The following is a 13,133-nucleotide window of genomic DNA, read 5'->3' as shown; positions in this document are numbered from 1 at the left end:
TTCGCGTGAAACCCCCGCGCCGGGGCATACGCACCACGCCCCCTCTCGATCACGTCGAGGACGTCAAGCGTGGGAGGTAAACCCGTGAGCAGCACACTCTTCAGGACCAAGAAGGTCGAGCAGTCCATCCTCGATACCGAGGAGCCGGAGCACGCGCTCAAGAAGTCCCTGTCCGCGCTGGATCTGACCGTCTTCGGCGTCGGTGTCATCATCGGCACCGGCATCTTCGTCCTTACCGGCACGGTGGCCAAGAACAACGCCGGCCCCTCCGTCGCCCTGGCCTTCGCCGCGGCCGGCGTCGTCTGCGCGCTCGCCGCGCTCTGTTACGCGGAGTTCGCCTCCACGGTCCCGGTGGCCGGCTCCGCCTACACCTTCTCGTACGCCTCCCTCGGGGAACTGCCCGCCTGGATCATCGGCTGGGACCTGGTCCTGGAGTTCGCACTCGGCACGGCGGTGGTCGCTGTCGGCTGGTCCGGCTACATCCAGTCGCTCATGGGCAACGCGGGCTGGGAGTTGCCCGCGGCGCTGGGCAGCAGAGAGGGCGCCGACGGCTTCGGCTTCGACATCCTCGCCGCCGCCCTCGTCCTGGCGCTCACCGCCATCCTCGTCCTCGGCATGAAGCTCTCCGCGCGGATCACCTCGCTCGTCGTCGCCATCAAGGTGACGGTCGTCCTCGTCGTGATCATCGCGGGCGCCTTCTTCATCAAGGGCGAGAACTACGACCCGTTCATCCCGAAGGCACAGGACGTGCCGCCGGGTGAGAGCCTCCAAGCCCCGCTGATCCAACTCATCTTCGGCTGGGCGCCCTCCAACTTCGGCGTGATGGGCATCTTCACCGCCGCCTCCGTCGTCTTCTTCGCCTTCATCGGCTTCGACGTCGTGGCCACGGCCGCCGAGGAGACCAGGAACCCGCAGCGCGACATGCCGCGCGGCATCCTCGGCTCCCTCGTCATCTGTACGGCTCTGTACGTCGCCGTGTCGATCGTCGTGACCGGCATGCAGCACTACAGCGAACTGTCCGTCGACGCCCCGCTCGCCGACGCCTTCAAGGCCACCGGGCACCCCTGGTACGCGGGCTTCATCAGCTTCGGCGCGGCGGTCGGCCTGACGACGGTCTGCATGATCCTTCTCCTGGGCCAGACCCGTGTCTTCTTCGCGATGAGCCGCGACGGACTGCTGCCCCGCTTCTTCTCCCACGTCCATCCCCGGTTCAGGACCCCGCACCGGCCCACCATCCTGCTCGGCGTGGTCATCGCGATCCTCGCGGGCTTCACGCCCCTGAACGAACTCGCCGCGTTGGTGAACATCGGCACTCTCTTCGCCTTCGTGGTCGTCGCGATCGGCGTGCTCATCCTCCGCAGGACGCGCCCCGACCTGCACCGGGCCTTCCGCACCCCGTGGGTGCCGTTCATCCCGATCCTGTCGGTGTGCGCCTCGCTGTGGCTGATGCTGAACCTGCCCGCCGAGACCTGGATCCGCTTCGGCATCTGGATGGCGGCCGGCTTCCTCGTGTACTTCCTCTACGGCCGCACACACAGTCTCCTCGGCAAGCGCAGTGAGACCACGGTCGACGACGTGCTCAAGCCGCCGCCGAACGGCGAGACTCCGTAGGCACGTTGCGTTCAGGGGCGGACGGTTCGCGGTCCGGTGACCTCCGCCCCCAACGCGCCCACCCTGCCCCGCAGTTCGCGGTCGGCCGTGACCACCAGACAACGGCGCCCCGCGGCCTCGGCGGCCAGCTCCACGATGCGGTCGTCGCCGCTGCCGGGCGCCGAGTCGACCCGCACGCCCGAAACCGATGACACCCCGCGGGCGGCTCCCTCGACCACGAGCACCACCTCAAGGGGCCCCGGGAAGCCGGGCACCCCATCGTCGGCGTACGGCACCAGCGTGTCCCGTAGCCGCTCCGCCGCCCCACGGCGGTCCCGCCACCAGCCGTCGGGAACCGAACCGACCACGTTGGCGGCGTCGACGATCATGAGGAGAGGGGCGCTCATGAGGCCAGGGTCGCACGGGGCGGTCCTAAGCGGTCTCGGGGAGATGAGGCACGCACCCGCGCCTCCCCCACTGCCTTAAGGGCGTGGGAGGTACCCCCAGGCAGGGCACCTCGCCGCACTGCCGCATCACCCAAGTACGTCCAGTACGAGGGCGATAACGCACCCCACCTCCCCGAGACCGCTTAGCGGGCCCGACTAGAGTGGGGGAGTGTCGATGGTCCGTACAGTGAACGGTTCCTGGCTCATACGCGGCCGGGACGGCCGGCTCAGCGCCTACGCTCCGCGGGACGAGGCGGTGTGGTGCTGGGCTCAGCGAACTCCGGGTGGTTCGTGGATCGCGCCCCGTACGGTGGGCGGCGACCAGCGTCTGCATCCCGTGCTCGCCGTGGGTCAGGGAACCGATGGTTACGCCCACTTGGTGGCCTGGCGTCCCACCGGCCCGCAGGAGGCGGGACTCGTCCACACCACGCACTTCCGCCCGCATCTCGCCGCGCTCGACTGGAACCGGCTCGGGCACCCCAACAAGGCGGGTGCGCAGACCGGCGTTCCGGCCGTCGCGGTCGACGCGGAGGGCCGCGCCCATGTCTTCGTGCCCAACGCGGGGGGCGGCGTCAGCATGCGCGGCCAGAAGGAACGCGGCGGCTGGGGCCCCTGGCGTGACCTGAAGGGCCGCGAGGTGGAGGGCGAACTGGCCGCCGTGACAAGGTTGTCGGGCCGCGTCGAGCTGTACGCGACCTCGCCGGAAGGGATCCTGCGCTGGACGCAGGCGGGTCCCGGCCACATACCCGCGCTCGACGACGAGCCGCTGAAGGCGGCGGCCCGCCCTGGCACGCTGCGCGCCCTCGCCACCTCCGAAGAGCACGTGACCCTCTTCTTCACGGACGAGTCGGACACCCTGTGCGCCTGGCGCCCCGGCGCCGAGCCCGCCGCGCTCCTGCCCTGCGCAGGCCCCGGGCCCGTCTCCGCCATCCGCTTCACCCTCGACGGCGTCGACTGCACGCTCCTCGCCCAGCGCTCCAGAAGCGGCCGGGTCGCCTTCGCCGCGTACCCGACCGAGCAGGAGTCCGCGGGCGCCTGGTGGACCGAGTCGGGCCCCCAACTCCCCCCGGACACCCAGGTGTCGCTGAGCAAGGACCATCAGGGCGACCTCGTGGCGGCCACGCTCCAGCAAGGCACCGGGGAACTGCTGACGACCCGCAGGAAGGACGAGCCGGGTCTGGCGCTGACGGCCTGGCAGAAGGTCTGAAAGGACTCGTTCAGGAAGCCTGGGATGACGTGAGACATCTGAGGCAGGCGCAGGGTTGTACGCACGGCTGAGTGAGAAGAGGCACTGTGGAATCCATGTTTGAGATGTGAAGTTCTTGTTAGCATCCTCACTCTTGTTCGAACTGGCCACCGGTAACCGAAAAATCGTCTTCATACGGCTGTAACCGGTGCAACGGGGTTGGGGAATGGTGTCGTGAGCAGAACCTCCGCTGTGGATCTTGTTGTTGTGGGACTCGGTTACGTGGGACTGCCTCTGGCCCGTTCCGCCTCGGCGGCTGGACTGAAAGTGGTCGGGCTCGACCGCAGCCGACGGGTCGTCGACGCTCTGAACTCCGGCCGCTCGCATGTGGACGACATCACCGACGCCGAGGTCGGAGCGATGCTGGAGCAGGGCTTCACGGCGGTCGACCGGGCCGAGGTCATCGCCGACGCGGCCGCGGTCGTCATCTGCGTACCGACCCCGCTCACCAACCACGGCTCGCCCGACCTCGGCGCGGTGCACTCCGCGGTCGAGGACATCGCGGCGAACCTCGTTCCTGGCACCCTCGTCGTGCTGGAGTCGACGACCTACCCGGGAACCACCGACGAGGTCGTACGACCTCGTCTGGAGGCCGGCGGTCTGCGCGTCGGTGAGGACTTCCACCTGGCCTTCTCCCCGGAGCGTATCGACCCGGGCAACTCCGCCTTCGGTCTGGAGAACACGCCCAAGGTGGTCGGCGGCGTCACGGCGGACTGCACCAAGGCCGCCCGCACCCTCTACGAGCGCTTCGTGACGCGCGTAGTCGAGGCGAAGGGTACGCGCGAGGCCGAGATGGCCAAGCTGCTGGAGAACACCTACCGCCATGTGAACATCGCCCTCGTCAACGAGATGTCGATGTTCTGCCGTGAGATCGGCGTCGACCTGTGGGACGCGATCCGCTGCGCCGCCACCAAGCCGTTCGGGTTCGCCCCCTTCTACCCCGGCCCGGGCGTGGGCGGCCACTGCATACCCATCGACCCCAACTACCTTTCGTACAAGGTCCGTTCGCTGGGCATCCCGTTCCGCTTCGTGGAGCTGGCCCAGGAGATCAACCAGCGCATGCCCGTACACGTGGTGAACCGGGCGGCCGACCTGCTGAACGACCAGGGCAAGGCGGTCCGCGGTTCCCGGATCCTGCTGCTCGGCGTCACCTACAAGGCCGACATCTCCGACCAGCGGGAGAGCCCTGCCCGCGCGGTGGCCGCCAACCTCCGCGCGCGGGGCGCCGAACTCGTCTACTTCGACCCGCGTGTCACCGACTGGGCGGTCGACGGAGTGCCGGTCGAGCGGACCGACGACTACCTGGCCGCGGCCGAGTCCGCGGACCTCACCGTCCTGCTCCAGTCCCACCGCGAGATCGACCTCGGCCTGCTGGCCGACCGCGCCCGGGCGCTCTTCGACACCCGAGGCAAGTCCGCCGACCACCCCCGGGTGGTCAAGCTGTGAGCGCTGAGGATACGTACATACCCGGCGCCGTCGATTCCGGCGGCCGTCGAGGACACCGCAAGCGCAGGCACCTGAAGGTCTCGTACGTCGTCTTCCTGGGCCTTGCGGCGCTGATCGTCACCCGGCTCGACGCCGGTTCGCTGCACCTGTACTCGATGGGTGCCCTGGGGCTCCTGGCTCTCAAGATGTTCGGGGCGCTCTTCTACCGTCCGGCCAAGGCGGGGCGGGAGGAACTGGAGTACCTGGAGAACGCCTGGGTCACCGCGGTCATCCCGATCTACAACGAGGACCCGGTGATGTTCGAGCAGGGCATGCGCAGTCTCCTCGCGCAGAGCCGGCTCCCCAACGAGATCCACATCATCGACGACGCCAGTGCCGACGCCGGCGGCATCAGGGCGGCGAAGAAGATGCGCCGCGAGTTCGAGGCCCGCGGTGTGAAGTACACGGTCAGCGTGCAGCCGGTGAACAAGGGCAAGCGTGAGGCGCTCGCCCTCGGGTTCGAGGCGGCACCGTACACGGACCTCTTCCTGTGCGTGGACTCGGACACCATCCTCTCCCGGGACACTGTCCGTGAGCTGCTCCTCCCGATGGCCGACGAGAGCATCATGGCCGCCACCGGGATGGTGCTGGCCCTCAACCACGACAGCAACATCTTCACGCGACTTCAGGACCTGCGGTACGGGAACTCCTTCCTGTTCGAGCGGGCCGCGTACTCGCGTCTGAAGTCCGTGCTCTGCTGCTGTGGAGCGCTGTCGGTGTACCGGGGGACGCTGGTCCGCAGGTACCTCCCGGACTTCCTCAACCAGCAGTTCCTGGGCAAGCCGGCCGTCTTCGGCGACGACCGGCGAATGACCAACTACTGCCTGATGGAGGGCAAGGTGGTCTTCCAGGAGACCGCCGTCGGCTACACGGCCGTGCCGGAGAAGCTGCCGCACTTCCTGCGCCAGCAGGTCCGCTGGAACAAGTCCTTCTTCCGCGAGTCCCTGTGGGCCTTCCGGAACCAGAAGAAGTACCGGCCCGCGTTCTGGCTGACCTGCATGGAACTCGCGCTGTGGCTGGTCTTCGGCTCGGCGATGTTCTACTCGATGGTCATCCTGCCCATCATCCATCCGGACCGGTTCGTCAACCACATCGGCGACTACCTCATCTTCATGGTGCTCATGGGGTACCTCCGCAATGTGCGGTACCTGGACTTCCCACGCCGGGGAATGGGCTTCATCAAGCGCTTTGGCATGTTCCTGCTCGCGCCGATCTACGGCGTGATCCAGCTGACGCTGCTGACCCCGCTGCGGTTCTACGCCCTCGTCACCCTGCACAAGGGCAGCTGGGGCACCCGGCAGGGCGGCGTAGAGGTGTCGGTGGCGGGGGACCACGAGGCAGACGTGACGGAGATCTGGGAGGAGGAGGACCCGTACTCCGACCCCAAGGTCGGCGAGACGCTGCAGTTGATGCGCCTCGAAGGCGTGGCCCTGCGCACCAGGCCGGCCGGTGCCATCCCCATCCAGCCGCAGCCGCTGCCCGGTTACGACGAGCAGCACGCGCACCTTCCCCAGCAGCCCGTGACCTGGGGGACGCCGGGACCGGCAGGACAGCAGCAGTGGCAGGGCGGCGGACAGCACGACCCGTACCAGCAGGGCTACGACCCCCAGCGCCAGGGTCAGCACCAGGGCGGATACGTGGACCCGTCCTGGCAGCAGGGGAATGGCCAGGGCAACGGTCAGGGGCACGGCCAGGGTTGGTAGGCACGCAAAGCAAAGAGAGGGGCGACCGTACGTACGGTCGCCCCTCTTCTCGTCGGCGGGCCTCACTTGTAGTGGGCCATCGCCTCCTCGACGGTGAGCACCGGGATGTCCCGGTCGTCGATCGCCTTCATCAGCGAGGTGAGGCCGGCCTTGCCGATCTCCGTGCTGGTCGCCGGAGCGCCCTCGACGATCTTGTGGAGGCACAGGATGAGCCAGTCACCGCTGTTCGCGCAGCGGTCGAGCCGGCCGCCCTCGCCCGTCACCTTCGACAGCGCCGTACCGCCGATGCCCGTGCCGTCGTTGATGCCGGTCAGCGCCTTGAGGCGGTACGGCATCGCCGGGGCGAAGGACTCGATCGTCTCGGAGATGATCGACCGGGCCGTGGTGAAGTGCCGGCCCGCGATCTGGTCCACCGGAACGCCGTCCGACGTCTTCTGGAACGCCCCGTGCGGGTAGGCGAAGTGCTCGCTGGAGAAGCCGTTGCCCACCAGCCACTCGCGCAGCTTCCGGAAGTCGTCGTCGGCCTGCTCCGCGGTGAGCTTGGGGTAGCTGGCGGTGTGGGTGGCGTTCGCGTACGAGTGCCCCGCCATCTCCCAGCCCGAGAAGTCCTGCATGGAGCGCATCTGGCCGAGCTTCAGGAAGCTGCCGGTCCCGATCGCGTCCGCGATGTTGTAGACCGTGCCCGGGAAGCCGAACTGGTCCATCACCGGCCGGGCCAGGTCGTGGATCGACTTGTGGGAGTCGTCGAAGGTGATGGAGACGACGCCCTTCGGGAAGACCGAGGCGGTGTCCGGTATCAGTTCGACGGCCTGGAGGTGGTAGGTCACCGGGCCGCCCGCGTTGTCGTACAAGGCGAACGACAGGTCGGTGAAGCCGGTCTTCGTGGACGGTGTGCCGGAGGCGGAGAGCGAGTACGTTCCAGCCGCGCCGGTGACGTCGGCCCACTGCAGATGGACCGTCACCCACTCCCCGGACTGGACGTAGTTGGCCGCCGTCTTGGAATGTGCGTGGAACGTCCAGGAGAAGTGGTTCGCGAGGGAACCGCTGCCGGCGTAGAAGACGAGCTTCGACAGGTTGGTCACCTCCTCGACCCGGAAGACCAGCCTGATCATCTTGTTGGTCAGGTTCAGCGCGTCCATACCGGTCTTGCGGACGTAGGACTGCTTGCCGGTGCCGTTGGTGGTGACCCGGACCGACTGCGTCCCGCGTACGAAGACGGACGTGTCGTTCGCCTGGGCCGACGCGGTGCCCCCGCCCCCTGGAGTCCAGCCGTGGGAGGCCTGGAACTGCTGGGACCAGGTGGCCCGGCGGTACTTGGGGCGACGCCCTGAGGGGGCGTAGAGGGGAGGCGTGGTGAGGCCTCCGATGGCTCCCTCGGCGGCCGCCGGCGCGGCGGCGGGCTGTGCCACCACCTGGCCCAGCCACGCGCCGCCGCCGGCCATCGCGACACCTCCTGCGCCGCCCATCAGCAGCGCGGAACGCCGGCTCACCACCGGCTTGTTCTCCGGAGCTGCTGCAACGTGCCTGTGGGCGTTGGACCGCCTTTTCCTCACCGGGACTCCCGAACCGTGTCGAAGTAGTTCATACCCTCGTCGGTGAAGCCGTCGACAGCGGACTGCACTTGCTTCGCCGACAGGGGTTCGTTCGCGTTGTAGTAGAGCCAGTCCACCTTCATGTCCCAGGTACGGTCGCCCTTGAACGGCAGATCGATGAACCAGTGGTTGAAGTTCACGGACATCCCGGAGCGCGGGGCGTACTTGCCGTCGCTGGAGAAGAGCTTCTCGCCGTCCATGCGGTAGGTGACGACATCGTCCTCGACGGTGATCATCATGGTGTGCCAGCCGTCGAGGCTCTTGTTGGTCGTCTTGTAGACGCGGTCGTTGCTCTTGTGGTCGTACCAGGACACGGTGTCGAGCTTGGGACCGAGGCGGCCCCAGCCGCCGTTCGGCATGTATTCGTTGTCGAGTTCGCTGTACGTCTTACCGCTGCCGCCGATCGTGTAGAAGGTCTGGTTGACGTGGTCGCCGCCCTCGCCCTTCGCCGGATCGTCGCTGAAGTGGATACGGGCCGCGTAGGTGCCGTTGCGGAACTCGCGGTTCTTGGTGCCCAGACTCGCCTGCTTCGTGCCCGACTCGGTGCCGTCCGTGCTCGCCCGCAGGTTGAGCACCTGGCCGTCGGCCAGGGCACCCTTGGCGGTGGGGAAGGTGACGCCGTCCGCCGACCAGGTGTTCTCGATGCCGGGGCCGCCCTCGCTGGTGCGGACCAGCCAGCCGTGCTTGAACAGGGCCGGGTCCTTGGGGCCCTGATAGGTGAAGTCGTCGAACAGCACCCCGGCCGGGGGCGCCGGCAGCGCGGCGGCCTTCGCTGAGGCCTTCTTCTCGTCGCTCGCCTTGGTGCCGTCCGGCTCCTCACCCCAGGCGAGGACACCCCGCTTGTACGCGGTTACCTTCTTCGCTTCCTTGTAGGACGTCATCTCGGCGTCGAAGGAGCGGTCGTCGGACTGCTTCAGCCGCTTGTGGTCGGTGCGGAAGAGCTGGAGATCGATGCCCTTGCTGTTGGCGCCGGACTTCAGGCTGCCCGCGCCGGCCGTGAACCTGACCTCCAGGTAGTGGTCGGCGGTGTCGGTGGCCTTGTCCATCGCGACGACCCGGCCGGCGACGTGCGAGCAGCCGAAGGCGGCGTTGACGCAGTTGAAGGCGTACGACGAGGGGCCCGGGGTGCCGTCGGCCGTGAAGTAGTACCGGAGCGTCACATCGCTCAACGGCAGTGCCTTCTTCGTGTCGTTGAAGACCTCGAACGACGGCTTGGCCGCCGCGGCCGTGGCCGGAGTGTCGGTCCGGTAGCGGACCTTGAGCTCGGGCGGGTCCGGGTTCGCCGCCTTCCACACGGGATACAGCGCCGTGGCGCCGGCGGCGACCACGCACACCAGGAGGAGCAGCCTGATCTTGGGCCAGACCCGACGTCGGGGTGGGCGGCGGCGGGTGGACGCCACGGGGAACTCCTTCGGCTCTTGGGTCACCACCGTCAGAGCAACGTGAACAAGTGGTCAGATTGTGTGAGGATCTTATCCGTAGAGACATGCGGAAGGGGGGCGGGGCGCATGGATCGTTATCATCCGCCCCACCCCCCTCAGAGGTGACTGACTACGCCGGGACGCTCGCCACGCCCGGCTCCAGGAACTTCTTGCCGTTCACGCGCTCGGAGACGCCCTCGCGGTCCAGGTACGGCGTGATGCCGCCCAGGTGGAAGGGCCAGCCGGCGCCCGTGATCAGGCACAGGTCGATGTCCTGGGCCTCGGCGACGACGCCCTCGTCGAGCATGATGCCGATCTCCTGGGCCACCGCGTCCAGGACACGGGCGCGAACCTGGTCCTCCGTCAGGACCGTGTCGCCCTGCTTCAGCAGCGCGGCGACCTCCGGGTCCAGCTCCGGCTTCCCGGAGCCGTACACGTAGAAGCCGCGCTTGCCCGCCTCGACGACCGACTTGAGGTTCGGGGAGACCGTGAAGCGGTCCGGGAACGCCTTGTTGAGCGTCTCGGAGACGTGCAGGCCGATCGCCGGACCGACCAGCTCGAGGAGGACCAGCGGCGACATCGGCAGGCCCAGCGGCTCGACCGCCTTCTCCGCCACGTCCACGGGAGTGCCCTCGTCGATGACGTTCTGGATCTCGCCCATGAAGCGGGTCAGGATGCGGTTCACGACGAACGCCGGGGCGTCCTTCACCAGAACCGCGGTCTTCTTCAGCTTCTTGGCGACGGCGAAGGCCGTGGCCAGCGAGGCGTCGTCGGTCTGCTCGCCGCGCACGATCTCCAGGAGCGGCAGGACCGCGACCGGGTTGAAGAAGTGGAAGCCCACGACCCGCTCGGGGTTCTTGAGCTTCGACGCCATCTCCGACACCGACAGCGAGGAGGTGTTGGTGGCGAAGATCGCGTGCGCCGGGGCGACCGCCTCGACCTCCGCGAACACCTGCTGCTTGACGCCGATCTCCTCGAAGACGGCCTCGATGACGAAGTCCGCGTCGGAGAAGCCCTCGGCCTTGTCCAGGACGCCGGTGACCAGGGCCTTCAGCCGGTTGGCCTTGTCCTGGTTGATACGGCCCTTGCCGAGCAGCTTGTCGATCTCGGCGTGGACGTAGCCCACACCCTTGTCGATGCGCTCCTGGTCGATGTCGGTCAGCACGACCGGCACCTCGAGGCGGCGCAGGAAGAGCAGCGCGAGCTGGCTGGCCATCAGACCGGCGCCGACGACGCCCACCTTGGTGACCGGACGCGCCAGGTTCTTGTCGGGCGCACCCGCCGGGCGCTTGCCGCGCTTCTGGACCAGGTTGAACGCGTAGATACCGGCGCGCAGTTCGCCACCCATGATCAGGTCGGCGAGTGCCACGTCCTCGGCGTCGTAGCCCTGCTGGAGGTCGCCGTTCTTGGCCGCGGCGATGATGTCCAGCGCGCGGTACGCGGCCGGGGCCGCCCCGTGCACCTTGCTGTCCGCGATGAAACGGCCCTTGGCGACGGCCTGGTCCCAGGCATCGCCGCGGTCGATCACCGGGCGGTCCACGACGATCTCGCCCTTGAGGACGGACGCCGTCCAGATCAGCGACTGCTCCAGGAAGTCCGCGCCCTCGAAGATCGCGTCCGCGATGCCGAGTTCGTGGACCTGCTGGCCCTTGAGCTGCTTGTTCTGGTTGAGCGAGTTCTCGATGATCACCGAGACGGCCTTGTCCGCGCCGATGAGGTTCGGCAGCAGCGTGCAGCCGCCCCAGCCCGGGACCAGACCCAGGAAGACCTCGGGGAGCGAGAACGCCGGGAGTGCCTTCGACACCGTGCGGTACTTGCAGTGCAGCCCGACCTCGACGCCGCCGCCCATCGCCGCGCCGTTGTAGTACGCGAAGGTCGGGACCGCGAGGCCTGCGAGGCGCTTGAAGACCTCGTGGCCGCCCTTGCCGATGGCCAGCGCGTCCTCGTGCTTCTTGAGCAGCTCGACGCCCTTGAGGTCGGCGCCGACCGCGAAGATGAACGGCTTGCCCGTGATGCCGACACCGACGATCTCGCCGGCCGCGGCCTCCCGCTCGACCTGGTCGATGGCGGTGTCGAGGTTCGCCAGCGACTGCGGTCCGAAGGTGGTCGGCTTGGTGTGGTCCAGGCCGTTGTCCAGCGTGATGAGCGCGAACCGGCCTGCGCCCGCGGGCAGTTCGAAGTGGCGTACGTGCGCCTGGGTGACGACCTCGTCCGGGAACAGCTCGGCCGCACCCTTCAACAGCTCAGTGGTGGTACTCACTTGTCGCCTCCGGCGTTCTCGAAGTGCGGGTTCTCCCAGATGACCGTCGCGCCCATGCCGAAGCCGACACACATGGTGGTCAGGCCGTAACGGACCTCCGGCTGCTCCTCGAACTGGCGGGCCAGCTGCGTCATCAGGCGGACGCCGGAGGAGGCCAGCGGGTGACCGTAGGCGATGGCGCCGCCGTACTGGTTGACGCGCGCGTCGTCGTCCGCGATGCCGTAGTGGTCCAGGAAGGCCAGGACCTGGACGGCGAACGCCTCGTTGATCTCGAAGAGGTTGATGTCCTCGATCGACAGGCCCGCCTTGGCGAGGGCCTTCTCGGTCGCCGGGATCGGGCCGTAGCCCATCACCTCGGGCTCGACACCCGCGAAGGCGTACGAGACCAGGCGCATCTTGACCGGCAGGTTGTTCTCGCGGGCGAAGTCCTCGGACGCGATGATCGAGGCGGTGGCGCCGTCGTTCAGACCGGCCGCGTTACCGGCCGTGACCCGGCCGTGCACACGGAACGGCGTCTTGAGACCGGCCAGGTTCTCCAGCGTGGTCCCCGGCCGCATCGGCTCGTCGGCGGTGACCAGGCCCCAGCCCGTCTCACCCGCCTCCTCGTTCGTACGGCGTACGGAGATCGGGACCAGGTCGGCCTGGATTTTGCCGTTCGCGTAGGCCTTGGCGGCCTTCTCCTGCGAGCGCACGGCGTACTCGTCGGCGCGCTGCTTGGTGATGTGCGGGTAACGGTCGTGCAGGTTCTCGGCGGTCATGCCCATGAACAGGGCGGACTCGTCGACCAGCTTCTCGCTCACGAACCGCGGGTTCGGGTCCACGCCCTCGCCCATCGGGTGGCGGCCCATGTGCTCGACACCACCGGCGATGACGGCGTCGTACGCACCGAAGGCGATGGAGCCGGCGGTGGTCGTGACGGCCGTGAGCGCACCGGCACACATGCGGTCGATCGAGTAGCCGGGCACGGACTGCGGCAGCCCGGCCAGGATGCCGGCGGTGCGGCCGATGGTCAGGCCCTGGTCACCGATCTGCGTGGTCGCGGCGATGGCGACCTCGTCGACCTTCTTCGGGTCGAGACCGGGGTTGCGGCGCAGCAGCTCCCGGATCGCCTTCACGACGAGGTCGTCGGCACGGGTCTCGTGGTAGATGCCCTTCGGGCCCGCCTTGCCGAACGGGGTACGGACGCCGTCGACAAAGACGACGTCCCTGACGGTACGAGGCACGATGGCTCTCCTCCAGATGCGGGATAGGCGCTGCTGCGAGGCGCTGAGCGCGCGCTCAGGACCCATGCTACTTATGGGTAACGTGACTGCCCAGTCCCGGCGCCGGGAGCGGCGAAGGTCACACGAGTTTTTACTCCGTTACGGTGCCCGCGCCCCTCCGTACGGCG

Annotated in this window: 9 protein-coding genes; 4 read left to right on the top strand and 5 right to left on the bottom strand. The window is 68.2% G+C overall.

Going from position 1 to position 13,133, the window contains the following annotated elements; translation table 11 throughout:
* Window positions 1-84 precede the first annotated feature (84 nt).
* A complete protein-coding gene (locus IEZ21_RS34215; RefSeq protein ID WP_189325709.1) occupies window positions 85-1,611 on the top strand; it encodes an amino acid permease in 1,527 nt (508 codons plus the stop codon).
* Between the two features lie 11 nt (window positions 1,612-1,622).
* Here the strand turns inward: IEZ21_RS34215 and IEZ21_RS34210 are convergent, their stop codons facing one another.
* A complete protein-coding gene (locus IEZ21_RS34210; RefSeq protein WP_189325708.1) occupies window positions 1,623-1,997 on the bottom strand; it encodes a PIN domain-containing protein in 375 nt (124 codons plus the stop codon).
* 226 nt (window positions 1,998-2,223) lie between these two features.
* On the opposite strand from IEZ21_RS34210, the gene IEZ21_RS34205 reads away from it, so the two are divergent.
* From IEZ21_RS34205 to IEZ21_RS34195, 3 genes are all read left to right on the top strand, one after another.
* A complete protein-coding gene (locus tag IEZ21_RS34205; RefSeq protein ID WP_189325756.1) occupies window positions 2,224-3,243 on the top strand; it encodes a PLL family lectin in 1,020 nt (339 codons plus the stop codon).
* A 213-nt stretch (window positions 3,244-3,456) separates the two neighbouring features.
* The gene (locus IEZ21_RS34200) at window positions 3,457-4,728 is read left to right on the top strand and encodes a nucleotide sugar dehydrogenase (protein WP_189325707.1); all 1,272 of its coding nucleotides are present in this window, start codon (window positions 3,457-3,459) and stop codon (window positions 4,726-4,728) included.
* Complete coding sequence (locus IEZ21_RS34195) at window positions 4,725-6,470, top strand: glycosyltransferase (RefSeq protein WP_189325706.1); 1,746 nt, start codon at window positions 4,725-4,727, stop codon at window positions 6,468-6,470. Before IEZ21_RS34200 ends, IEZ21_RS34195 begins: the two co-directional genes overlap by 4 nt.
* Before the next feature lie 62 nt (window positions 6,471-6,532).
* On the opposite strand, the gene IEZ21_RS34190 is transcribed toward IEZ21_RS34195, so the two are convergent.
* From IEZ21_RS34190 to IEZ21_RS34175, 4 genes are all read right to left on the bottom strand, one after another.
* A complete protein-coding gene (locus tag IEZ21_RS34190; protein WP_246568433.1) occupies window positions 6,533-7,960 on the bottom strand; it encodes a polysaccharide deacetylase family protein in 1,428 nt (475 codons plus the stop codon).
* A 59-nt stretch (window positions 7,961-8,019) separates the two neighbouring features.
* On the bottom strand, window positions 8,020-9,462 hold the full coding sequence (locus tag IEZ21_RS34185) for a cellulose binding domain-containing protein (protein WP_189325704.1): 1,443 nt from the start codon (window positions 9,460-9,462) through the stop codon (window positions 8,020-8,022).
* Window positions 9,463-9,613: 151 nt separating this feature from the next.
* Window positions 9,614-11,743 carry a 3-hydroxyacyl-CoA dehydrogenase NAD-binding domain-containing protein gene (locus tag IEZ21_RS34180; protein ID WP_189325703.1) on the bottom strand — a complete coding sequence of 710 codons (2,130 nt, stop codon included), beginning with the start codon at window positions 11,741-11,743 and terminating at the stop codon, window positions 9,614-9,616.
* On the bottom strand, window positions 11,740-12,966 hold the full coding sequence (locus IEZ21_RS34175; RefSeq protein WP_033325831.1) for a thiolase family protein: 1,227 nt from the start codon (window positions 12,964-12,966) through the stop codon (window positions 11,740-11,742). Before IEZ21_RS34175 ends, IEZ21_RS34180 begins: the two co-directional genes overlap by 4 nt.
* Window positions 12,967-13,133 lie beyond the last annotated feature (167 nt).

It is taken from the genome of Streptomyces flaveus, from assembly GCF_014647675.1.
Lineage (GTDB): Bacteria > Actinomycetota > Actinomycetes > Streptomycetales > Streptomycetaceae > Streptomyces > Streptomyces flaveus.
Note: the sequence above shows the minus strand (reverse complement) of the source record. Positions and strands in the feature narration are given on the sequence as shown.